Here is a 21724-nt window from a genome sequence, read left to right on the forward strand (position 1 = left end):
AATAAAGAGTTCAGTACAGCCAAACCCGCAAGCGTTACAAGCCATGTTCAGTGGAGCACCGTAGCCAGAGTTGCAACGCAGACGACTCAGCGCAGCTGCTCGACCATATCAGCAATCACGCTGAGCACATCTTTGCCCAACTGCGCCGAACGCTGACCATTCCAGCCGGTGCGCGGGCACGGCGTGTCATTGTGATCCTTGAATGGCATCTCGATGGTAAACGCCAGGCAGTCGAACTCCATACCAACCGAGTTACACGCCAGCGAAGTATTGGCTTTACCCGGCTCACTGCGCGGATAACCGAAGCGCGTCTGGAACTCAGCGCCACTGGCAACCAGGCGGCTGCGAAAATCATTCTCAAGCTGTTCCAGCCGTGGGCTATACCCCGGATTGCCCTCACAACCGGCGGTAAACACGTGGGGGATTTCTTCATCGCCGTGAATATCCAAAAACAGATCGACGCCAATCTTGCGCATCTGCTGTTGGACGAAATACACCTCGGGGCTTTGCGCTTCGGTTGCTGATTGCCATGCGCGGTTAAGGTCCTGGCCGGCCGCATTGGTGCGCAAATGCCCACGGTAAGCGCCGTCAGGGTTCATATTCGGCACTAGGTACAAATCGGCATGCTCGAGTAAATGATTGAGCTGTGCGTCATCGCGGTTTTTCAGGCGCTCGATCACACCCTCCATATACCACTCAGCCATGTGTTCACCCGGATGCTGCTGGGCGATGATCCAGATCTTGCGCTGTGCATTGGGGTTGCGGCTGACTTTCAACAACTGGATATCGCGCCCTTCAATACTCTTGCCCGTGGCGAAGAGCTGTGCGCCCGCATCGGCAACTGCGCTGGCAATCAGCTGATCATGGCGAGCGCGGCTGTAGGGTTCGAAATAGGCAAACCAGATCTGCGTCTGGTGCGGGGCCAACTCAAAATCCAGCGCGCCATCCTGAAAGCGGCTCGGCACCCTGAACCATTTTTTCTGATCATATGACGCTGCGGTATCGTACCCGGTCCAGGCGTGACTGTAGGCAGAGTTGTGGGCATTTGTCAGGCTGAATCCAACCGGCTTGCCCGGTGTCAGACCGTCCACCTTGAAGTGAAACCACTGGAAGTGATGGCTGCGCAGATCAGGCCGTATCGCCAGCAAGACCCGTTGAGGATTACTGGCATCAATAACCTCAATATTGCCACTGTCGAAATCACAACTGATCTGCATATGCACCTCAAACAGGTTTAATTCAAAAGTTCCTTAAAAGGATCGCAGGTCTAACCCGACTTGCAAACGCCAATAGCGACAAAATAATTGCCGTGGGCGCATGCAATGCACCACTGGAGGCGATCACTTGAAAACCCAAAGTACCCGTGTCGGGTGCTGGCTGAGGTTGGCATAACGAAACTGGCTGTGTGGCGGCAGTTGGAAACCATCGTTGGCACGCAAGGTCACTGGATTTGCCTGATCATTGCCAGCGTCCCCAAGCCAAATGGTCAGTTCCCCCTCAAGCACAAAACCGCCTTGCTCGGAGCTGTCATCCAAGTGATCTTCGCCGCTTGTCGCACCGGGCGCCAAATGACTTTCCAGCATCGAGAAACCCGCCGACATACTTGGCGAAACCAGCACATCGGTAATCCCGCCAGCGTAATACAGGGTCCGACGCTCATCAGGGCGGGTTACCCAGCCAACTTCACGCGGCTTACTGAGGTTATAGAAATAACTGGTAGAAACACCCAGCGCCTCTGAAATGGCGGTGAGATCAGCCACCGTCGGCTTGGAGATTGCTCGCTCAACTTGCGACAGAAAACCTACCGAGCGACCGACCTGCTCAGCCAGCGCCTCAAGGCTTATCTTTTTGTGTTTGCGCAGGTCGCGAATCAGTATCGCCAGTCCTTCGACCTCATCTTGCATATCCATATCAGCTCCTTGAAGCGACTTAATCGAATCACTTATAAACCTGCAAAATTACAGCGCATCGCGCAGGCGGTACCAGGCTTTGCCAAGTGCCTCTATGGGCGCGGCAAGACGGGAGCCACCGGGGAACACCGGGTTATGCAGCGCTTGATAAAGCGTCAGCAGCTCAGTGTTGCCCAGAATCGCATCGGTCACCGCCCGTGCACCAGCCAGTGTAGGGAGCACGCCATGCCCCGAAAAGCCCTGCAACCAGTAGCGCTGCCCTTCGCAACCAATATCCGGAGTTCGCTTCATGGTGCAATCGATATGCCCGCCCCAGGCGTACTCCAGCCCAACACCCTGTAATTGAGGAAAGACCCGCTCAAGATAAGGCCGCGTAGCCGCCGCGACGTCCTTGGGAATACCACCGAGATAGGTGCAGCCGCCGCCGAATAACAGTCGGTTATCAGGGGTTAAACGGAAGTAATCAGGGACAAACTGGTTATCAATCACACAGCTGTTTTTTGGCAACAAAGTTTGCGCAAGTTCAGCTGCCAAGGGCGCGGTTGCGACTTGATAGGAACCCACCGGCAGAATGCGTCGGCTCAACGCGGGGTCCAACCTGTCGATGTAGGCGTTGCAGGCAAGAATCAGCACATCAGCGCGGACCTCTGCCTGATCCGTCCGGGCGATGTATTGTTCAGCCGCCTGGCGATAATCCAGCACCTGACTCTGTTCGAAGATCTGCCCGCCCAGTTGTTCAATCGCAGCAGCCAGGCCTTGAGCCAGCTTCAACGGGTTGATGTGCGCGCCCTGTGGGTCATAGAGCGCCGCCTTATAGCGATCGCTGCCTATCCAGTCGCGTAACTCATCGCCGGCAACAAAGCGCACACCCGGCGAGCCCCATTTGTCATGCGCCTCGCGCTCGGCGTCTTGCAACTGGGCCACGCGCCGTTCCAGCACAGCGGTGTAGAGGCTGCCCGGACGATAATCGATATCAAAACCATGACGCCTAGGTAATTCACGTATTTCATCAGCGGCCCATTGCATGCTGCGCCACAATTGCTGCGCACCACTCAAACCGAGCGCCGCTTCGAACGGTGGCATATCGCAGGACCAACCGAGTAAGGCCTGGCCGCCATTACGTCCCGATGCTGCCCACGCCAAACGACTGGCCTCCAGAACCACCACGCGCTTGCCAGCCTGTAACAACCGCAGGGCACAATGCAGGCCGCTAAAGCCACCACCAATGATCAACACATCAGTGCTGAGCGACTCGTCGAGCCTGGGCCTTAACTGCAAAGGCTCGGGATAGGTGGCTGCGTAATAACTGGGAACATGCTGGGCGGACTGCTTGAACATAGCTGCCTCATGAAATATTCAATCTAAAATTTCATGAAAATTTACTACACAAATTTCATTTCACCAAGAAGCGCATGGCTTTGCCAACTTATTCACAGAGTTGTTGTCTTTCTTGTAGCCGCATGAGGGACGGAACTGTGGAAACTGCCGGGAAAACGGATTAAACATCAGCACTCGACATTTGCGCAGGCCTGCACCAACACTTGGTGAACCTCTGAATCATTCACTTTCGCAGAAGCTCGTTAATCATGCCGCCTTTTGCACCATGCTCTCGTCAAACCAGGAATCAACTATGATCAAAACCAATCTACTGGCGCGCCCAACTCTGCCAGCCGTACTGTTTACCCTGCTTTTTCTCGGCGGTTGCGCCAGCAAAGATACGAGCACTGACACAACAGCGCCTGCCACGTCGCCAGAAACCACCCAGGAACAAACTGCCAACCCTGAGTTTGATCAATTACGTAAAGCTGCCGAAAGCGGCGACGTGGAGAGTCAGTTCAAGCTTGGCAGCGCCTACTTCGTCGGCCGCCCAGTCAAGGATCTCAAGCAAGCTGAATCCTGGTGGAAAAAAGCCGCCGACAAGGGACACTCCATGGCAGCCGTTAGCCTGGCCTACCTCTACACCGGCCGCGATGACGCCTCCTTTGCCAATCGCGATGCCATGCTCAAGTATTTGAACCAGTCAGCAGCGGGCGGCAACCCAATGGCCCAGCATATTCTCGGCAACCTTTACTTCACCGGCGAACACGGTGTAGCCCGCGACCCCAACCAGGCCAAGGCTCTATACAGCGCAGCCTGCAAAGCCAACTACGCGGTCAGCTGCGAAGCATTGAAGAAACTGCAAACGCCTTGAGTAACAGCGCGTTAGAAGTTTTGCCAATCTCGACTAAAGGCCTCTCCGCGCAAGAGGCTTTTAGTGGCGCAAACAACGCCAGCACTCATTTAATGAGTTAAACATCCAACTGCCTGACCGGACGAACTTCCACAGAGCCCACGCGCGCCGCTGGAATATCACCGGCCAATTGAATCGCTTCATTTAAATCACGTGCATCAATCAAGTAGAACCCGGCCAACTGCTCCTTGGTTTCGGCAAATGGGCCATCGGTGATTGAGAGTTGGCCACCACGCTTGCGTACGGTCGTTGCACTGTGCACCGGCTGCAGGGCTTCGGCAGCTATCATCCGGCCACTGCGTTGTACGGCTTCGGCATAGGCCCAACATTCCTCGTCTTTGGGGCTGTCTGGCGAAGTGTGTAATTGTTGTTCATTGCTGTAAACCAGGCATAAATACTTCATCACTGTCTCCTTCGCGGCGTTGTGTAGGTGATGCTTATGATCTAGTCGTTTGAGCATATTAGCATTCGACATAGCCTGATTTATTTAACCCTGGCCTCGCCTCCCCGGCCGCTTGAAACCCTTGAGTTAGAGAGGCCAAGTCGATAATTAAAAAATTCAAAAAAAATACACATCGCTCAATTTTGCTTAATGGCTGGCTGCCTATCTGTAATCTTTCAACCTCCGGCGAGTCATACATAGCGCATGCCGGGCTCCCGACTGAAACCAACAGTCACCCATTACCAATTAACGAGGCAACAAATGACGGGCTGAATACAGAACGAAGCGGTACAAAGGCTGGACATTTTTCAACTGATCGCGATAATTGCCTTAGACCGACAGTGAAAGTCGGCGCCTACACCCAGTAAGTAAGCGTTTTTTCATTGGCTGTATTTAAAACCGTCCAGTCAACGCGTTTTATAGTCACTTGAAAACTGACAGTACGCTTTCACATTAATAGTGACCGTAACAACGAGCCCAACCCGCTCGCGTTGTCACTTCAGCACATAACTCAGACCTTGGAATTTAACGTGACCAAAGACGAACTGCGCGCCGAACTTGAGCGCCAGGCGCAGCGTTACAAGGATGTCTACGGCGGAGAAGTACTCACCTACGCTGCTCAGCCGGAACCAGAACGCAAGCCTTGGCGCAAAAGAGCCTCTCTTCTTGATCAAGCTTTTGATAAAGAGATACAGAAAATCGAAAAAGAGCTGGAAGAAAAAACCGGACCTTGAGTCATCGACTGCCAGACAGAGCTATTGAACCTCCATCTGGCTGACTCAACGTCGGATTTTCAGCGCTTTTTACTGCCTAACAACGACCCCATCAAACCACGTACCAACTGCCTGCCGAACTGGTTAGCGGCTTGGCGTACGGCCGTTTTCATGGCCTGGCTGGCAAAGCCGCCCAGCATATCCGTGGCCATATCTGCAAAGCTTTCATCTTCCTTGGTTGCCTTGCTTTTGCCTGTGGTTTTAGCAGGTGCCTGCGCCTCTTGCGCAACCTCGGCGGCGGCCGCTCGCGCAGTCAGCAATTCATAAGCGGACTCGCGGTCGATAGGCTTGTCATACCGTCCGGCGAGCGGCGATTGCTTGATCAAGGTGCTGCGCTCGGCCTCGGTCAATGGCCCAACACGCGACTGTGGCGGAGCGATTGATACGCGGCGCACCATGCCTGGGGTGCCCTTCTCTTCCATGGTGCTGACCAGCGCCTCGCCAATACCAAGCTCGGTGAGCACGCTGAGCGTGTCGAACGCAGGATTAGGGCGAAAACCTTCAGCGACAGCACGCAGCGACTTCTGTTCTTTCGCAGTGAATGCGCGCAGCCCGTGCTGAATGCGCAAACCCAGTTGCGCCAGCACATCATCGGGTAAGTCACTCGGTGATTGCGTGACAAAGTACACCCCGACGCCTTTGGAGCGAATCAGGCGCACCACTTGCTCCAGGCGCTCCTGCAAGGCTTTGGGTGTATCGGCGAACAACAGATGCGCTTCATCGAAAAATAACGCCAACACTGGCTTATCGGCATCGCCACGCTCAGGCAATTGCTCAAAGAGTTCGGCCAGCAACCACAGCAGGAAGGTGGCATAGACTTTTGGCGCCTCATGCACCAAGCGACTGGCGTCGAGCAAATGCACACGGCCCTGGCCATTGGGATCTGGCTGAAGAATATCCTCAAGCTGCAAGGCCGGCTCACCAAACAAGGCCTCAGCACCTTGCTGCTCAAGGCTGGAAAGGCGGCGCAGCAGGGCCTGGCCTGATGTTTTGGTAAACAAGGCGCCGTCTTCACCCAGTACCTCGGGATGATCTTTTAGATGTCCGAGCAAGGCTTTCAGGTCTTTGAGGTCGAGCAACAACAAACCTTCTCGATCCGCCACTTTAAACGCGGCATAAAGCGCCGCTTGCTGGCTGTCGCTTAGCTCCAACAGTGAACTGAGAAGCAAAGGCCCCATCTCGCTCAAGGTGGTACGCAGCGGGTGACCACTTTCACCGTTGATATCCCAGAGAGAAACCGGGTACGCCTTGGGCACATGATTAAGCCAGGGCATGCTGGCAATGCGCTCGGCAATCTTGCCTTGAGGATTGCCCTGAGCGCCGACACCGCATAGATCGCCTTTTACATCCGCAGCAAACACCGCGACTCCGGCATCGCTAAAACTTTCAATCAAACGCTGCAGCGTCACTGTTTTCCCGGTGCCAGTTGCGCCTGCAATCAAGCCGTGGCGGTTGGCCAGACGCAAGGATTGGCCGACCGCTTGCCCCTCAAGGTCAGCGCCTAGGATTATTTGCTTTGCTACAGCCATATTTACCGTCCTCTGGATTAAAGCTTCTGGGCCCACTTGCCGACATATCGGACAGTGGTGCCGTTGAAAAATGTAGCGCAGTAGTTTTTCGCTGGTTCCCTAAGGCCGCTAGTTTGCGACGCCGTATATATCCTTCTCAAAGACTGACTTCAGTACCCCAGGGGCGCAAGCGTGTATGAACACAAATTTAAAATTCAGTCACAAGATACTGCTTGCCGCTGTATTAGTTGTAGTTGCAGCCTTCTCAATTTTCACACTGTACAACGATTACCTGCAACGCAACGCCATTCGACAAGACCTTGAAAGTTACCTGCATGAAATGGGTGACATAACCGCCAGCAACATCCAAAACTGGTTATCTGGCCGGATTTTGTTGGTTGAGAGCGTTGCCCAGTCAATATCGAACAACCCGGACAATGCCGCGGTTGTCAGCCTGCTTGAACAGAAAGCCCTGACCTCAACTTTCGATTTTACTTACCTGGGCGGCACCGATGGCAGCTTTGCCATGCGCCCCGATGACAAAATGCCAGATGACTATGACCCGCGCACCCGACCCTGGTACAAAGAAGCGCTGGCAACTGCCGGCACCACGCTGACCGAACCTTATGTGGACGCAGCAACAGGTGGCCTGATCATCACCATTGCGACGCCAGCACCTAATGCTGGCGTGGTTGGCGGCGACTTGAGCATGAAAACCCTGGTCGAGACCATCAATTCGCTGGATTTTGGAGGTATGGGCTACGCATTTTTAGTCAGCTCGTCGGGCCAAATTCTGGTCCACCCAGACAAGTCCTTGGTGATGAAGTCACTCAAGGATGTCTACGCAGGCAATGCCCCAACCATCAGCAGCACGATCAGTGAGGTAGAAATCAATGGCAGCACGCGCATCATCAGTTTCGCCCCGGTAAAGGGCTTGCCGTCGGTTAACTGGTACCTGGGCCTGTCAATCGATAAGGACAAAGCCTATTCGATGCTCAGTGAATTCCGCACCTCGGCCATTATTGCAACAGTCATTGCAGTGGTACTGATCATGCTGTTGCTGAGCGTCTTGATGCGGATGCTTATGCAGCCACTGCATACAATGGGCAAAGCGATGCGGGACATCGCCATGGGTGAAGGAGACCTGACTCAACGCCTGGCCATAACCAGCCACGATGAGTTCGGTGAGATGGCCAAGTCGTTCAATCAGTTCGTTGAGCGGATTCACACCTCGATTCGTGAAGTGTCCTCGGCCACCACCCAGGTCAACGAAGTTGCCAAACTGGTGGTAAACGCCTCGAATTCCTCGATGCTCAACTCAGATGAGCAAGCCAGCCGGACCAACAGTGTCGCTGCTGCAATCAATGAACTTGGCGCCGCAGCCCAGGAAATTGCACGCAATGCAGCAGACGCCTCAACCCAGGCCTCGGATGCGCGCGAGCAAGCAGAGGATGGTCGCTCGGTGGTTGAACGCACAATCGCGGCGATGAATGATCTGTCTGGGAAAATCAGCACTTCTTGCAGCAACATCGAAGCGCTGAACAGCAAGACCGTGAACATCGGCCAGATCCTTGAGGTGATCAAAAGCATCTCGCAACAGACTAACTTGCTGGCCCTCAACGCTGCGATTGAAGCCGCGCGGGCTGGTGAAGCAGGACGTGGCTTTGCTGTCGTCGCCGATGAGGTGCGCAACCTGGCGCATCGCACACAAGAGTCGGCACAGGAGATTGAAAGCATGATCGAAGAGCTGCAAGTTGGCTCACGCGAATCAGTGACAACAATGACCGAAAGCCAACGTTACAGCGAGGAAAGCGTGGCAATTGCCAATCAGGCCGGCGAGCGCCTTGGCAGCGTCACCCAACGTATTGGTGAAATCGACGGCATGAACCAGTCAGTGGCCACTGCAACCGAGGAGCAAACCTCAGTGATCGAGTCGCTTAACATGGACATCATCGAGATCAACACCCTGAACCAGGAAGGTGTCGAGAACTTGCAGGCCACACTTCGCGCCTGCAGCGACCTGGAGCGCCAGGCCACCCGTCTCAATCAATTGGTAGGCAGTTTCCGCATCTAGCGCAACAAGTGCTTACAAGGAGGGCGCCGTCATGGCGCCCTCTTCAATTGTGGCGTTGGCTATGCGGCGCCTTCGTCCCGCTCATCCTCTTGATCAATATTCTGTGTCTGCTTGAGCAGCGCTTGCGCAGCAGAGAAGTCTGCGCCGTCTTCTGGGCTTAATTGATCAATGTCGTAACGGCTCAAACAGCCCTCGCCAACCGTATCGGGCGCCTTGGACACCGCGCGATCAAGTGGATCAGCCATGCGTTATCTCCTTTGCGTTGATGGCCAGTGATATGGCAACCGGGTTAATCAATCAGCCTGTGACTTACCCTGATCATGCTGGGCAAATTCTTTTGCAGCGCGCAACACATCGCTGCGACTAATCTGGCCAATCAGGCGACCATCGGCAATCACCGGCATACGCCCAAGCTTGCCTTGTAAAAAGCGCTCGGAGACTTCAATTACGCTGGTTTCCGGGCCGATGCTTTCAATATTACGACTCATGTAATCGCCAACTGTGCCGCCAATCGACTCGTAATAGGCGCCAGACAGTGTTGCGCGCAGACAATCACCCTCCGATATCAAACCCACCAGGCGCCCCTGTGAATCAACCACCGGAGCGCCAGAAATCCGATGCTCAAGCAATCGATTTATCGCAGTGAATAAATCGGTCTCGGCGCGAAATGTCACCAGGTGAGTGGTCATGTAATCACGAACTTTGATTGACTTGAGCATAATCGGATTCCTCTAAGCGTCGCCTGGCTGGCGTCTACAAGGCGATCAATCAAATACAACCGTCTTGTTGTCGTGCACCAGAACACGATCTCCTAAGTGATAGCGTAGCCCACGTGAGAGCACCATTTTTTCAACGTCCTTACCGAGACGTACCATTTCCTCGATGCTTTCGCGATGGCTTACACGTACGACGTCTTGTTCGATGATCGGACCTGCATCCAATTCCTCGGTAACATAGTGCGAAGTCGCACCAATCAACTTAACGCCCCTTAACGACGCCTGGTGATAGGGCTTGGCGCCAACAAAGGATGGCAAGAAGCTGTGGTGGATGTTGATAACGCGTTGCGCGTAATCACGGCACAACTGCGGCGGTAATATCTGCATGTAGCGTGCAAGTACAATCACATCCGCCTGATGCGCCTCGACCAAACGTGCCACTTCATCGAATGCTGGTTGCTTGTCTTGCGGATCAACCGGAACATGGTAGAAGTCAATACCGTGCCACTCGACCATACTGCGCAAGTCATTGTGGTTGGATATTACGCAAGGTATTTCGCAATCCAGCTCCCCGCTGTGCCAGCGATGCAGTAAGTCAGCCAGGCAGTGCGACTCACGACTCGCCATCAGAACAACACGTTTCTTGTGATCCGAGTCGGTCACTCGCCACTCCATCGAAAACTCACGTGCAATTGGACCGAAAGCCTGCTTAAAGCCGTCTATATCAAAGGGTAGAGAGTCCGCACGAATTTCATGACGCATAAAGAACCAGCCAGTCTGATTGTCCGAGTGATGACTGGCCTCGGTAATCCAACCGTTATAGGTAGCCAGAAAATTACTGACCTTGGCCACAATACCAACACGGTCTGGACAGGCAATTACCAGCCGAAAAGTGCGCATGAAAAGCTCCTGCTAAAGTTACAAAGGCGCCATTCTAGACAGCGCGAGAAAAAACCGCATTAACCCTGGCTGAACGGGGCATACAAAAATGCCAAACCCGACCGCAGCCTCAGACAATAGGCACATCAAATAAGGGGAAATGTTATTCACACGCCCATTGTTAGCCCTGTGTAAAACAACCTGTTACTTGCAAGAGTGTGACTTTTCTTTATAAAGCTGTTTACTTGTGAAAAGTGCATGTCTATTATTTGTTATACGTAGTCACCCCCGAATGAATCAAGGTACACAATATGTCGCTTATCAACGAATACCGCGCTACAGAAGAAGCCATCAAAGAACTGCAAGAACGCCTGAAGAACATGTCACAAGATGACAAGCTGCAGAAAGAGCTGGAATTTGAAGGTAAACTGCGCAAACTGATGGGCGAATACCAAAAATCCCTGCGTGACATTATCGCGCTGCTTGATCCGGACGCCAAAGTCAGCAAGAACGCGCGTGCAGGTAAAACCACCGGTACCAAGCGTGCTCGTAAAGTTAAGCAGTACAAAAACCCGCACAATGGTGAAGTCATCGAAACCAAAGGTGGCAACCACAAGACGCTAAAAGAGTGGAAAGCCAAGTGGGGCGGTGACGTGGTTGAAAGCTGGGCTACTTTGCTGGGCTAATCGTCCGCAAGTTGTTCACTGCTAAACAAAACGCCGGTCAAACCGGCGTTTTTTTATGCCAAAAAAAAATCGCCAACAATAGTGCAGCCCATGCCCTGCCTGGAAAAAATATTAAATACGTTATTAATGACTACACAGCTTGGCCTGCCGTCCTACATTAACAGGCGAAAAATAATCGGCTAAGAAAGCCGGTAACGTACAACCAACTGCTCAACATAGGCTTGCCACTCGTGCAAAATTAGTTGTTGAGAAGGTGTTGCAGTTAAAAGCGCCTGGCTCAAGGCCTCGGCAAATTGAGTTACTGTATTGGGCGCACCGTATTCGGGCAGCGTTAAGCGATGCTGGCAAAATACTTGCCAACGCACTTGCTCTTCAGCGCTCAAACTTGATGGCAGGTTCCGAGCCCGATAACGAAACAGTAGCTCAGGTAAACGCACATCATCGAACGGCCAATTTTCTGCCGCCAGTTGCTCGGGCTCGCAGCTGCGCACTCGCTCACACAAGTTACGGTCACGATTACCAATAAAGCCGTCATAAAGTTGCTGTTCTGGATCATCACTGCCGGCAAATGCTTCATCGCGATAGATCTCGGGCATTTTCGCCTGCCACTGAGACTGCGCAGCGATTAGTTGATTGGCGCGATCCTGGAACTTCGGCATGTCGAGGCCCAAACGCTGGACATCAGAGTCACGCAGCACACTTAATGGCGCGACCACCGGGCAACGATTGATATGGAGTAGCTTCAAAGGCACCGGCAGCTGGCCGTCGCTCAGCGCATCATGACGGGTATACAGGCGCTCGCGCAGCGAGTCGGCGGTTTCGTCGAGCAGCACACTGGGATCACGTTGCAAGTCGCACACAATCAGCGCATTGCGGTTACGTGGATGCCAGGCCAATGGCAGCACCACAGAAAGATAATGGTTGTCCCCGGCAAAGCGGCCGGAAACATGCACCATCGGCTGCAGTAGCTTGACCTGATCCAACACGCGCGACTTGCTACGCAGCTCATACAGGTATGAATAGAGCTTGGGTTGTTTGTCGCGCAGCAGCCGCGCCAAGGCGATAGTTGCGCGTACATCGGACAATGCGTCGTGCGCCTGGCCATGATCGATACCGTTGGCCGCGGTCAGCAATTCCAACTTGAGACTGACCCGCCCTTCGAGCTCGGGCCAGACAATCCCTTCCGGGCGCAACGCATACGCAGTGCGCACCAGATCAATCAAATCCCAACGGCTATTGCCGCCTTGCCATTCGCGCGCATAGGGGTCGAAGAAGTTGCGGTACAGGCTATAGCGCGTGACCTCATCGTCAAAGCGGATGCTGTTGTAGCCCGCACCACAAGTACCAGGCAGCGATAGCTGAGCATGGACCTTGGCCATGAACTCAGCTTCATCAAGCCCCCGCTCTGCCAATACCTGCGGCGTTATACCGGTAATCGTGCATGCCGCGGGGTGCGGCAGAATATCGTCGCTGGGCTTGCAGTAAATATTGAGCGGCTCGGCAATCTCGTTCAGTTGTTCATCGGTACGAATACCGGCCACCTGCAAAGGGCGGTCGCGGCGCGGGTCGATACCGGTCGTTTCGTAGTCGTACCAGAAGATACTTGAAGTCACTGTCATGTCCTGAGCAAATGGCCTGTGCAGTCTAACATCGCTTATTGGTCCAATCTTTTGACCGATCAAAAGATTGAGTTGCGGTTTTAATCCACAGATTGTGCCTAGACAGGTTGCCTCAGCGACTCGCGCTGGCTAGCATCGGGCTTTATTCATCGCAGTCAGCCGATGCCGCATACCGAAAACAGCCTAAAATACGCCAACAGCCAGACCTCGGGCCAGCCTAGCGCCGGACTGCTGGATACGCGTTACCACGTCGAAACGCCAGAAGGTATCGATCTCACCCTACGCCCGGCCGGACTTGTTCCACGCGCGCTGGCGTACAGCATCGACTTGATTATCCGGGGCGTCGTCATGGGCCTTATGTACCTGCTGTTAGGCATGCTTGGCAAACTGGGCATGGGCCTGGGCACCATCTTGCTGTTCGTGGTGACCTGGTGGTACATGGTTTTGTTCGAGGTGCTCAATCAGGGCCGCTCGCCCGGCAAACAATGGATGGGCTTACGCGTGGTTCACGACGACGGCACGCCGGTTGGCTGGCCTGCCTCTCTGACCCGCAACCTGCTGCGCTTTGTCGACATACTGCCAATGGGCTACACCTTCGGCATCCTCAGTTGCCTCAACAGCCCGACATTCAAGCGTTTGGGTGATATAGCCGCCGGTACGCTGGTGGTTTACCGCGAGGAAAAACCACTTGCCCCTATCCTGCCTGAAGCCGAGGCCGTACGCGCACCCTTTGCGCTCAGCTTGAACGAGCAACGCGCGATTCTGGGCTTCGCTGAACGAGCCAATGGTTTGTCTAAAGAACGCCGCATTGAACTGGCAGGCATTCTTGCGCAACCGCTGCAGGTACCTGCCGAACAAGCCGAGCACAGGCTCAACGGCATTGCCCACAGCTTGGTGGGGCCACGATGAAGCAGAGCCAATTCGAAAGCCATCACCAAGCCAGCTGGAAAGACTTTGCCAGCAAACTGGATGGCCTGGAAAAAGCCGGCAAGACCGACGCGGCTCACAGCAAAGGCTTCGCAGCCGATTACCGGCGCATTTGCCAGCAACTCTCCCTGGCCCAGGCTCGTGGCTACAGCAACCACTTGATTGAGCACCTGCAACAATTAGCTTTGCGCGGCCACCAGCAGTTCTACCGGCATCGCAGCACAATTGGCGCGCAGCTTGTTGGTTTCTTGCTCAGTGGCTTTCCCCGCCTGGTTCGAGCCCAGTGGCGTTTTGTAGCCGCCGCCAGCCTGTTGTTCTTTGGCAGCCTGACCATCATGGGCTTGCTGGTCTACTTCTTCCCTCACCTGGTCTACAGCGTGGTCGACCCGCAACAGGTTGCCAGCATGGAAAGCATGTATGACCCGGACGCAAGCCGTCTCGGTCGTTTCAGCGAACGCGGCGCCGGTGATGACTGGATGATGTTCGGCTTCTACATCATGAACAACATCGGCATTGCCTTCCAGACATTCGCCAGCGGCTTGCTACTGGGTCTGGGCAGCTTGTTCTTCCTTCTGTTCAACGGCGTGATGATAGGTGCGGTCGCCGGTCACCTGACCCAAATTGGCTACAGCGAAACATTCTGGTCGTTCGTCATAGGACACGGTGCCTTCGAGCTAACCGCCATCGCCCTTGCTGGCGCTGCGGGCTTGAAACTTGGCTGGGCCTTACTCGCGCCTGGCCGTTTACCGCGCATGGAAGCCTTGCGCTTGGCCGCGGCGGTCAGCATTCGGCTAGTTGCCGGGGTTACGGTGTTTTTATTGCTTGCCGCGTTTATCGAGGCCTATTGGTCATCCATGACGTTCGCCACGCCCCATGTTAAATACGCGGTAGGCGCTTTACTCTGGGCGTTGGTCTTGAGCTATCTGACCCTTGCAGGCCGAGGTGTACATGCGCCTGACTGAAGCCAGCGTAGCGATTCGACCACGCAGCAACTGGGAAGCCATGGACCTAGGCGTGCTGCTTGCACGGCGACACGCTGGATTACTGATGGCCAGCTGGGCACTGGTTACCCTGCCGATATTTGCCCTGCTTTGCCTGGTGTTCTGGAACTCGCCAAGCATTGCCCTATTTGTTTTCTGGTGGCTCAAGCCTGCCTACGAGCGATTGCCGCTGTACATTTTATCCAACTGCTTGTTTGGCAATACGCCAACGCTAAAACAAGCCCTGAAAGCCTATCCCCGGCTACTCAAGCCGCAACTGCTGGCCAGTTTGACCTGGCGCCGCCTGAGCACCACGCGCAGCTTTGACATGCCGGTTATGCAACTTGAAGGCCTGTCCGGGACAGCCCGCAGCCAGCGCCTGACAGTGCTCGGCCACAAAAATACCGGGGCCGCTACCTGGCTGACAGTCGTCGGCGTACACCTTGAATTGGCACTGAGCCTCGGCCTGGCCACCTTGTTCTACTTGATGCTGCCCCAGCAACTCGAACTGGACTGGAGCTGGCAAAGTCTGATTGCCACCGGGCAAAACGACTGGATGTGGCTGGAACACCTGTCCAACGGGCTCTATGCCTTGCTCTTGATTGTCTGGGGGCCGGTCTATGTAGCCTGCGGCTTTTGTCTGTACCTGAACCGCCGCACCGCGCTGGAAGCTTGGGATATCGAACTGGTATTTCGTCAGTTGCATCAGCGCCTGACAGGCATTGCCTATGCCCTGCTACTGGGCATAGGCCTGCTCTTCAGCCAGTTGCCCAACACGGCCATGGCCAACCCAGAACTGAAAGTTTCCAGCGCCAGCGCTGACTTGACCAGCGGCCCCCATGTCACCCCCGATCCACTGGGCCCGCACGCCGAGCGTTTGCAAAAGCAAGCTCTCAACAGCCAGGCGGCGCAACAGAGCATTAGCCAGCTTCTCGATAAACCACCGTTCAAGAACCCGGAAACGGTCACGCGCTGGCGCTTGCGTGACGAGGCTGACGCCAACAAAAAAGACGTCACGCCGGACACCGAGTTTCTAGAGTCACTGTTTTCAGGTTTGAAAACCCTGGGAAAACTATGGGAGTCGATGGAGACCCTGGCCCAAATCTTCGCAGCCTTGCTCTGGGCTGCACTGCTAGCCCTTATCGCGTGGGTGGTGTGGCGTTATCGAGACTGGTTAAGCACCTTCACCGGGCGCTTTGGCTTACCCCAGCGCCCCAACAAGCGACCACCGAGCCAGATGTTTGGCCTGGAAGTCGCCCCTGAAAGCCTACCCGATGATATTTGCCGCGAAGTTAGCCAGCTCTGGGAACGCGAACCTCGCGCGGCATTGAGCCTGCTCTACCGCGCCTTGCTCAGCCGCTTGCTGCATGACTATCGACTCGGCCTGAAAAGCGCCCATACCGAGTCAGAAGTGCTGCAACTGGTTGCAAGCCTGCAGCAGCCGCAGCTGGCCCAGTTCAGCTCAACCCTGACCCTGCACTGGCAAAACCTGGCCTACGGACATCGCCTGCCGCCGGCAACGGCCAAGCAATCACTGTGCGACAGTTGGCGCCAACTGTTTGAGCCTGGAGCCAAGGCATGAGCCGTCGAACCGGTTTTCTCCTCGGCGCCTTGGTAGTTCTTGCCCTTGGCGTGCTTGCCAGCTATTTATTGGGCCGGGCCGAATCCTATGAAACTGAAATCGACCATGGCCCAGCCCCTGAAGTTAAAGCAAACCCTTATTTCGCCGCGCAAGCTTTTTTGCGTGACCAAGGCGTCAAAGTCGAAACCGCTGATAGCCTAGCCAAACTGGCGCAATTGCCGAGCGCTGGCCACACCTTGCTACTGCTGGGTGATCGGGAAAAAGTCACCCCCCAGCAAACCCAGCGACTGCTCGACTGGTCAGCCAAAGGCGGACACCTGATATTTGTCGCAGAACGCTTATGGGATAAAAAGAAAGGCAAGAGTGGTGATTTGCTCCTCGACAGCCTGGGCATCCAGCAGCTTGACAGTGATGATCTCGAAAAGCTTGAAGATGCCAAGGACGCCACAACCGAAGCCAAGCAACCTGCAGCCGCAACCCGCGACGAAGCTGATGAGGCAGAGCAACAAGGGCGCTCACAATTGGAGCAATTGTCGCAAAGCGAGCTTGATGAAGCTCAGGCCACTGCTCCAGCGCCTGAAGAGGAGCAAGATGCCTATCCCAAGCTGACCAAGCTCTATCTCGAAAACGAGAAGGCGCCGGCCTACATCAGCTTCGACACTGATTTTCATCTTTATGACGCCAAGAACCTGGCCACGGCCTGGGCCAATAGCGCGCAATCAACCCACATGCTCCAGCTCTACCACGGTGACGGCTTGATCACGGTGTTAACCGATAGCTGGATCTGGCAAAACGATAAAATCGCCAAATACGATAATGCCTGGCTGCTCTGGTACCTGACCCAGGAAACCGACGTCACCCTGCTGTTTCGCGCCGACCATGATGACCTGCTGAGCTTGCTCTGGAAGTACTTCCCACAAGCGTTACTGGCCCTTGGATTGCTCCTGGCGCTTACCCTGTGGAGCGTCGGTGTGCGTCAGGGCCCGTTGCAATTACCCGCGAGTTTCAGCCGCAGGCAGCTGCAAGAGCACATACGCGCTGGCGCCGACTTCAGCCTCAGGCGCAGCGGCCAACAGACACTGCTCCAAGGCTTGCAGTTGGATATTCAACGCCGCGCACGCAAACGCCACCCGGGCTTTGAACGCTTGCCAGTGGCAGATCAATGGTTGGTTCTCAGCCGACTGACACGCCTTTCCACCAGCGCAATTGGTAAAGCCATGCGGCCACTGCCTCAGCAGCGGCTAACTGCCACCGACTTCACCCGTCAGGTTGCCAACCTGCAAACTCTCAGGAATGCCCTATGAGCGAACACACTCCGGACCAGCCTAGCGCCAACCCAGCAACCAGCCCAGCACCGGCTAGCTCGGTTGCTAATACGGCACAACAGCGCCAGCGCGCCAGCCAACTTGCCCAAGCGCTGCGCCTGGAACTGCAAAAGGCCCTGATCGGCCAGGCTCAGGTGATTGACGATGTACTGACCGCATTGATTGCTGGTGGCCATGTATTGATTGAAGGCGTACCCGGCCTGGGCAAGACCTTACTGGTACGCGCCCTGGCCAAATGCTTTGGCGGTGAGTTCTCACGGATTCAGTTCACCCCGGACCTGATGCCCAGCGATGTCACCGGGCATGCGGTCTACGACCTGCAAAGCGAGCAATTCAAACTGCGCAAGGGCCCGGTATTCACCAACCTGCTGCTGGCTGATGAAATCAACCGCGCCCCAGCCAAGACCCAGGCGGCACTGCTTGAAGTGATGCAGGAGCGCCAAGTCACCCTTGAAGGCCGAGCGCTGGCAGTGCCGCTGCCCTTTATGGTTTTGGCCACGCAGAACCCCATTGAACAAGAAGGCACCTACCCGCTACCAGAAGCCGAACTCGACCGTTTCATGCTCAAGCTGCGCATGGACTACCCGCAGCAAGACGAAGAAATGCTCATGGTTCGCCAGGTGACCCGCTCCAGCAAGGCCGACATGCTTGACGTCGCCCCGCTTCGCGCCCTGCTGCAAGCCAAAGACGTGCAAGCCCTGCAAAAGATCGCCAGCGACTTGCCGGTTGACGAACAGGTTCTTGACTATGCCGTGCGCCTGGCGCGCGCTACACGCAACTGGCCAGGATTCGCAATCGGCGCTGGCCCGCGTGCATCAATTGCACTGGTACGCGGCAGCCGTGCCCGTGCGTTATTACGCGGTGGTGATTTCGTTATCCCGGACGATATCAAAGGCTGCGCACTGGCGGTTCTGCGTCATCGTGTAAGGCTCTCGCCCGAGCTGGACATTGAAGGTTTGTCGGTTGACCAGGTGCTGCAACAACTCCTCGACCAGGTACCGGCGCCACGTCTATGACCACAGTCATCACTCGTTATCGGCTGGCTGCGCGATGAAACCGGCACCTCGCCTGCTAATCGCCATGGCGATCCTATTGCTCTGCGCCTTGCTGCTTGGGGCCCTGGATGCATTGGCAGTAGAGTTCCCCACAATCATCAACTCGCTCTGGTGGGGACTGCTGCTGTTACTAGGCGTGGCAGCACTGATTGATGCCTGGGTATTGCACAAGACACCTTCGCCGCGCCTGGAGCGCATGCTGCCCGGCCAGCTGCCGCTCGGCCGCTGGACTGATGTGCAACTGACCCTGCACCACAGTTACGCACATCGCATCGAAGTACAGGTATTCGATCACTCACCCCACGAGATGACCACCGAGCATTTACCGCAGCACGTGGTATTGAGACCGGGCGAACAAACCCACTTCAGCTACCGGGTGCGCCCTCTGGTCCGTGGCCACTTCCACTTTCCTCGGGCTGAGATCAGCCTGCCCAGCCGCCTGGGCCTGTGGCACAGCCGACGGCTGCTTGAGCAGACAGGGGAAACCCGGGTTTACCCAGACTTTGCACGCCTCCACGGCGCACAGTTGCTGGCGGTTGACGACTGGCTCAGCCAGATCGGTGTTCGCCAGCATCAACGACGCGGCTTGGGCATGGAGTTTCACCAACTACGTGAATTTCGCGACGGCGACTCCCTGCGCCAGATCGATTGGAAAGCCACTGCTCGCAAGCGCACGCCCATTGCCCGCGAGTACCAGGATGAACGCGACCAGCAAATTGTATTCATGCTCGACTGTGGCCGACGCATGCGCAGCCAAGATGGCGAGCTTTCGCATTTCGACCATGCCCTCAACGCCAGCCTGCTGTTGAGCTACATTGCGCTGCGCCAGGGCGACGCGGTGGGCATGAGCACCTTCGCCAGCGAACAAAGCCGTTATCTGGCGCCGGTCAAAGGCATTGCGCAACTTAATGTATTGCTCAACGCAGTCTATGACTTGAAAAGCACGCAACTGCCTGCCGACTACACAGCCGCGACCGATGCACTACTCAGCCGCCAGCGACGCCGGGCACTGGTGGTGATAGTCACCAACCTGCGCGATGAAGACGACCAGGAGCTGCTTAATGCCGTCAAACGCCTGGGCCGCCAGCATCGGGTGCTGATTGCCAGTTTGCGCGAGGAAGTACTGGACACGCTGCGTCAGGCGCCCGTGCAAAATCTTGATTCAGCACTGGCTTACTGTGGCACCGTCGACTATCTCAATGCCCGCGACAAACTGCACGAGCGGCTGCTGGCCAACAATGTCCCGGTGCTCGATGCCCGCCCAAGCGAGCTGGGGCCGGAGTTGGTCAGCCGTTATTTGTCCTGGAAGAAAGCAGGCGTTATCTAGCCACAAACAAAAAACCGCTGTTATAAGCCGCTGCCAAAGTCAGAGCAGCTTATAAAGCGGTTTTGGCTTGCGTGATCGACGATCAGGCGACCGACTTGATCAACTCGATATATGGCTGGGCGTTACGCTGATCCTGAATCAAGGCGACAAAGTCCTTGCCGTCAGCATCTTTGGCATTGACGTCATAGCCTGCGGCAACGAAAAAGCCGAGGAAACGCTCGAAATCATCAATGCGCAGGCCGCGATAGGCTTTTACCAGCTTGTGCAGCGAAGGTGGCGTGTCATCAGCGGGCTCGACATCGAGGAACAACTTGATCGGCTCGTCACCAATCTCTTCACCAATCACTTGTTTCTTGTCTTTACGCATCACTGACTCCAGCTAAACCGGGCTTCACGGGGCCGCAAGTGTACCCCGCACGCCCATTGTGCTCAACGCTCAGTCGACTGGCTCGAACTGCGCGCGCATCCAGCTCAGGTATTGCGCCACTTGCGGGCTGCCTTCACGCGGCGCCCAACTGGCGTGCTCTCCCTCACCGATCGGCAGGTATGGGCCCGCCTTGCACTCAAACAGGATGCTGTCGGCCTCAAGCACGACCAGGGCGTGGAAGATCCCCGGCGGCAGATCGACACCGACGCAATCAGAACCCGCCGCCAGCACACGCTTATCCTGCACCGCGCCGTCCTGATCAAAAATCAGCAGGCCCAAGCGCCCCTTTACCACCAACAGCGCTTCAGCTTTGTCCGCTGAAAGGTGGCGGTGCGGCGGGATGTAGGTATCCGGCTGCAAGCCAATCGCCATGCGATGACAAGGCTCTTCCATTGCATGGAAATTGTGATGCTGGCGCTGGCGCGGACTCTGCGCAGCCTTGTGCGCTAAATCAGCGAACAAGGCCTGGTCGAGAAATGCAGGGCGGCGCACTGGCTTACATGCCTTTAACGGCAAAGATGCCGGGTGCGTTACGCCAGTAACCTTTGTAATCCATGCCATAGCCAAAGATGTAGCGGTCAATGCACGGCAAGCCAACGTAATCGGCTTTCAGGTCCGGGCGCGCCTTGCGGTCATGATCTTTATCAACCAGCACCGCGGTATGCACAGCACGAGCGCCCGCGTGATGGCAGAAATCGATAATCGCGCCGAGGGTGTGACCTTCATCGAGAATGTCATCAATGATCAGAACATCGCGATCTATAAAGGAAACCTCGGGCTTGGCCTTCCAGAACAAATCACCACCGCTGGTTTGGTTGCGATAACGGGTGGCGTGCAAATAAGACAACTCCAACGGGAAGTTGAGCTTGGGTAGCAGCTTGCCGGAGAAGATCAGCCCACCGTTCATGACACAGAAAACCACCGGATTGGTCTCAGCCATCTCGGCATTGATAACTTCAGCCATTTTTGCAATGGCCGCTTCAACCTGCTCGTCGGTATACAGACAATCAGCCTCAGCCATTACCTGGCGGATGTGCGCGAGATCAGCAGACATGGTCGTTCCTCTTGGAGTTAGCGCAACACGAAAACCTGATCGGTGCGTCAAAATAAAAGTCGGCAAAGGTACGCACCTGTCTGCCCGGGGGCAAGCCCTCACGGACGAACGTAGCGCGATTTATGCCGGGTATTCTGGCTATTTTGAAGATAATTGCCACAAATCAACTAAACCAACCTTAGTTCAGGTGACATCGAAGTAGAACAGTGC

22 protein-coding genes and 1 pseudogene are annotated in these 21724 nt (G+C 55.4%); 11 read left to right on the forward strand and 12 right to left on the reverse strand.

Going from position 1 to position 21724, the window contains the following annotated elements:
* Positions 1–86: 86 nt before the first annotated feature.
* The 3 genes from AACY26_RS03475 to AACY26_RS03485 all read right to left on the reverse strand — a co-directional run bounded on the left by AACY26_RS03475 (position 87) and on the right by AACY26_RS03485 (position 3248).
* Entirely contained in the window at positions 87–1217 is a 1131-nt protein-coding gene (locus AACY26_RS03475) for a M14 family metallopeptidase (RefSeq protein WP_339511006.1), read from the reverse strand.
* 123 nt (positions 1218–1340) lie between these two features.
* The gene (locus AACY26_RS03480; RefSeq protein WP_339511008.1) at positions 1341–1910 is read right to left on the reverse strand and encodes a helix-turn-helix domain-containing protein; all 570 of its coding nucleotides are present in this window, start codon (positions 1908–1910) and stop codon (positions 1341–1343) included.
* A 48-nt stretch (positions 1911–1958) separates the two neighbouring features.
* Positions 1959–3248: an NAD(P)/FAD-dependent oxidoreductase gene (locus tag AACY26_RS03485; RefSeq protein ID WP_339511010.1), complete on the reverse strand. Its 1290-nt coding sequence runs from the start codon at positions 3246–3248 to the stop codon at positions 1959–1961.
* A gap of 292 nt (positions 3249–3540) precedes the next feature.
* On the opposite strand from AACY26_RS03485, the gene AACY26_RS03490 reads away from it, so the two are divergent.
* The gene (locus AACY26_RS03490; RefSeq protein WP_339511012.1) at positions 3541–4101 is read left to right on the forward strand and encodes a tetratricopeptide repeat protein; all 561 of its coding nucleotides are present in this window, start codon (positions 3541–3543) and stop codon (positions 4099–4101) included.
* Positions 4102–4198: 97 nt separating this feature from the next.
* On the opposite strand, the gene AACY26_RS03495 is transcribed toward AACY26_RS03490, so the two are convergent.
* Positions 4199–4543, reverse strand: a complete 345-nt coding sequence (locus AACY26_RS03495; RefSeq protein WP_339511014.1) for a YciI family protein — start codon at positions 4541–4543, stop codon at positions 4199–4201.
* Between the two features lie 569 nt (positions 4544–5112).
* On the opposite strand from AACY26_RS03495, the gene AACY26_RS03500 reads away from it, so the two are divergent.
* On the forward strand, positions 5113–5316 hold the full coding sequence (locus AACY26_RS03500) for a hypothetical protein (protein WP_010486464.1): 204 nt from the start codon (positions 5113–5115) through the stop codon (positions 5314–5316).
* 59 nt (positions 5317–5375) lie between these two features.
* On the opposite strand, the gene AACY26_RS03505 is transcribed toward AACY26_RS03500, so the two are convergent.
* Positions 5376–6884, reverse strand: a complete 1509-nt coding sequence (locus AACY26_RS03505) for a helicase HerA-like domain-containing protein (RefSeq protein ID WP_339511016.1) — start codon at positions 6882–6884, stop codon at positions 5376–5378.
* A gap of 175 nt (positions 6885–7059) precedes the next feature.
* Between AACY26_RS03505 and AACY26_RS21320 the strand changes: the two are divergent.
* Positions 7060–8079: pseudogene (locus AACY26_RS21320) on the forward strand (HAMP domain-containing protein); the annotation flags it as partial.
* A gap of 93 nt (positions 8080–8172) precedes the next feature.
* Positions 8173–8937 (forward strand): methyl-accepting chemotaxis protein, encoded by a 765-nt coding sequence (locus tag AACY26_RS21325; protein ID WP_425439594.1) that lies wholly within the window; start codon positions 8173–8175, stop codon positions 8935–8937.
* 59 nt (positions 8938–8996) lie between these two features.
* On the opposite strand, the gene AACY26_RS03515 is transcribed toward AACY26_RS21325, so the two are convergent.
* From AACY26_RS03515 to purU, 3 genes are read right to left on the reverse strand one after another with little or no spacing between them, the layout of a single operon-like run.
* Positions 8997–9182 carry a hypothetical protein gene (locus AACY26_RS03515; RefSeq protein WP_339511020.1) on the reverse strand — a complete coding sequence of 62 codons (186 nt, stop codon included), beginning with the start codon at positions 9180–9182 and terminating at the stop codon, positions 8997–8999.
* A 48-nt stretch (positions 9183–9230) separates the two neighbouring features.
* A complete protein-coding gene (locus AACY26_RS03520) occupies positions 9231–9656 on the reverse strand; it encodes a CBS domain-containing protein (protein ID WP_339511022.1) in 426 nt (141 codons plus the stop codon).
* Between the two features lie 45 nt (positions 9657–9701).
* Complete coding sequence (purU, locus tag AACY26_RS03525) at positions 9702–10553, reverse strand: formyltetrahydrofolate deformylase (RefSeq protein ID WP_339511024.1); 852 nt, start codon at positions 10551–10553, stop codon at positions 9702–9704.
* A 290-nt stretch (positions 10554–10843) separates the two neighbouring features.
* On the opposite strand from purU, the gene mvaT reads away from it, so the two are divergent.
* On the forward strand, positions 10844–11218 hold the full coding sequence (gene mvaT / locus AACY26_RS03530) for a histone-like nucleoid-structuring protein MvaT (protein WP_339511026.1): 375 nt from the start codon (positions 10844–10846) through the stop codon (positions 11216–11218).
* A gap of 179 nt (positions 11219–11397) precedes the next feature.
* Here mvaT and sbcB read toward each other — a convergent pair whose 3' ends face one another.
* Entirely contained in the window at positions 11398–12837 is a 1440-nt protein-coding gene (gene sbcB / locus AACY26_RS03535; RefSeq protein WP_445261264.1) for an exodeoxyribonuclease I, read from the reverse strand.
* 162 nt (positions 12838–12999) lie between these two features.
* Here sbcB and AACY26_RS03540 point away from each other — a divergent pair, with 162 nt between their 5' ends.
* From AACY26_RS03540 to AACY26_RS03565, 6 genes are read left to right on the forward strand one after another with little or no spacing between them, the layout of a single operon-like run.
* Positions 13000–13746, forward strand: a complete 747-nt coding sequence (locus AACY26_RS03540; RefSeq protein WP_339511030.1) for an RDD family protein — start codon at positions 13000–13002, stop codon at positions 13744–13746.
* Positions 13743–14726 (forward strand): stage II sporulation protein M, encoded by a 984-nt coding sequence (locus tag AACY26_RS03545; protein WP_339511032.1) that lies wholly within the window; start codon positions 13743–13745, stop codon positions 14724–14726. Before AACY26_RS03540 ends, AACY26_RS03545 begins: the two co-directional genes overlap by 4 nt.
* Entirely contained in the window at positions 14713–16326 is a 1614-nt protein-coding gene (locus AACY26_RS03550; protein ID WP_339511034.1) for a DUF4129 domain-containing protein, read from the forward strand. Before AACY26_RS03545 ends, AACY26_RS03550 begins: the two co-directional genes overlap by 14 nt.
* Positions 16323–17630, forward strand: a complete 1308-nt coding sequence (locus tag AACY26_RS03555) for a DUF4350 domain-containing protein (RefSeq protein WP_339511036.1) — start codon at positions 16323–16325, stop codon at positions 17628–17630. Before AACY26_RS03550 ends, AACY26_RS03555 begins: the two co-directional genes overlap by 4 nt.
* A complete protein-coding gene (locus AACY26_RS03560) occupies positions 17627–18667 on the forward strand; it encodes an AAA family ATPase (RefSeq protein WP_339511038.1) in 1041 nt (346 codons plus the stop codon). The genes AACY26_RS03555 and AACY26_RS03560 overlap by 4 nt, the downstream gene beginning before the upstream one ends.
* A gap of 34 nt (positions 18668–18701) precedes the next feature.
* A complete protein-coding gene (locus AACY26_RS03565; protein ID WP_339511040.1) occupies positions 18702–20033 on the forward strand; it encodes a DUF58 domain-containing protein in 1332 nt (443 codons plus the stop codon).
* Between the two features lie 82 nt (positions 20034–20115).
* Here AACY26_RS03565 and AACY26_RS03570 read toward each other — a convergent pair whose 3' ends face one another.
* The 3 genes from AACY26_RS03570 to AACY26_RS03580 all read right to left on the reverse strand — a co-directional run bounded on the left by AACY26_RS03570 (position 20116) and on the right by AACY26_RS03580 (position 21514).
* Positions 20116–20400, reverse strand: coding sequence for a PA4642 family protein (locus AACY26_RS03570; RefSeq protein ID WP_339511042.1), 285 nt, complete (start codon positions 20398–20400; stop codon positions 20116–20118).
* A 69-nt stretch (positions 20401–20469) separates the two neighbouring features.
* Entirely contained in the window at positions 20470–20952 is a 483-nt protein-coding gene (locus AACY26_RS03575) for a WbuC family cupin fold metalloprotein (RefSeq protein ID WP_339511044.1), read from the reverse strand.
* A 4-nt stretch (positions 20953–20956) separates the two neighbouring features.
* A complete protein-coding gene (locus AACY26_RS03580; protein ID WP_339511046.1) occupies positions 20957–21514 on the reverse strand; it encodes a hypoxanthine-guanine phosphoribosyltransferase in 558 nt (185 codons plus the stop codon).
* Between the last annotated feature and the right edge of the window lie 210 nt (positions 21515–21724).

This window comes from Pseudomonas sp. RL_15y_Pfl2_60 (assembly GCF_963970595.1).
Taxonomy (GTDB): Bacteria; Pseudomonadota; Gammaproteobacteria; order Pseudomonadales; family Pseudomonadaceae; genus Aquipseudomonas.

What these genes read in the sequence shown, in the direction of transcription:
- AACY26_RS03475 (WP_339511006.1), bottom strand. Translation starts at nt 1,217, where the DNA reads ATGCAGATCAGTTGTGATTTCGACAGTGGCAATATTGAGGTTATTGAT.
- AACY26_RS03480 (WP_339511008.1), bottom strand. Translation starts at nt 1,910, where the DNA reads ATGGATATGCAAGATGAGGTCGAAGGACTGGCGATACTGATTCGCGAC.
- AACY26_RS03485 (WP_339511010.1), bottom strand. Translation starts at nt 3,248, where the DNA reads ATGTTCAAGCAGTCCGCCCAGCATGTTCCCAGTTATTACGCAGCCACC.
- AACY26_RS03490 (WP_339511012.1), top strand. Translation starts at nt 3,541, where the DNA reads ATGATCAAAACCAATCTACTGGCGCGCCCAACTCTGCCAGCCGTACTG.
- AACY26_RS03495 (WP_339511014.1), bottom strand. Translation starts at nt 4,543, where the DNA reads ATGAAGTATTTATGCCTGGTTTACAGCAATGAACAACAATTACACACT.
- AACY26_RS03505 (WP_339511016.1), bottom strand. Translation starts at nt 6,884, where the DNA reads ATGGCTGTAGCAAAGCAAATAATCCTAGGCGCTGACCTTGAGGGGCAA.
- AACY26_RS21325 (WP_425439594.1), top strand. Translation starts at nt 8,173, where the DNA reads ATGCTCAACTCAGATGAGCAAGCCAGCCGGACCAACAGTGTCGCTGCT.
- AACY26_RS03515 (WP_339511020.1), bottom strand. Translation starts at nt 9,182, where the DNA reads ATGGCTGATCCACTTGATCGCGCGGTGTCCAAGGCGCCCGATACGGTT.
- AACY26_RS03520 (WP_339511022.1), bottom strand. Translation starts at nt 9,656, where the DNA reads ATGCTCAAGTCAATCAAAGTTCGTGATTACATGACCACTCACCTGGTG.
- purU (WP_339511024.1), bottom strand. Translation starts at nt 10,553, where the DNA reads ATGCGCACTTTTCGGCTGGTAATTGCCTGTCCAGACCGTGTTGGTATT.
- mvaT (WP_339511026.1), top strand. Translation starts at nt 10,844, where the DNA reads ATGTCGCTTATCAACGAATACCGCGCTACAGAAGAAGCCATCAAAGAA.
- sbcB (WP_445261264.1), bottom strand. Translation starts at nt 12,837, where the DNA reads ATGACAGTGACTTCAAGTATCTTCTGGTACGACTACGAAACGACCGGT.
- AACY26_RS03540 (WP_339511030.1), top strand. Translation starts at nt 13,000, where the DNA reads ATGCCGCATACCGAAAACAGCCTAAAATACGCCAACAGCCAGACCTCG.
- AACY26_RS03545 (WP_339511032.1), top strand. Translation starts at nt 13,743, where the DNA reads ATGAAGCAGAGCCAATTCGAAAGCCATCACCAAGCCAGCTGGAAAGAC.
- AACY26_RS03550 (WP_339511034.1), top strand. Translation starts at nt 14,713, where the DNA reads ATGCGCCTGACTGAAGCCAGCGTAGCGATTCGACCACGCAGCAACTGG.
- AACY26_RS03555 (WP_339511036.1), top strand. Translation starts at nt 16,323, where the DNA reads ATGAGCCGTCGAACCGGTTTTCTCCTCGGCGCCTTGGTAGTTCTTGCC.
- AACY26_RS03560 (WP_339511038.1), top strand. Translation starts at nt 17,627, where the DNA reads ATGAGCGAACACACTCCGGACCAGCCTAGCGCCAACCCAGCAACCAGC.
- AACY26_RS03565 (WP_339511040.1), top strand. Translation starts at nt 18,702, where the DNA reads ATGAAACCGGCACCTCGCCTGCTAATCGCCATGGCGATCCTATTGCTC.
- AACY26_RS03570 (WP_339511042.1), bottom strand. Translation starts at nt 20,400, where the DNA reads ATGCGTAAAGACAAGAAACAAGTGATTGGTGAAGAGATTGGTGACGAG.
- AACY26_RS03580 (WP_339511046.1), bottom strand. Translation starts at nt 21,514, where the DNA reads ATGTCTGCTGATCTCGCGCACATCCGCCAGGTAATGGCTGAGGCTGAT.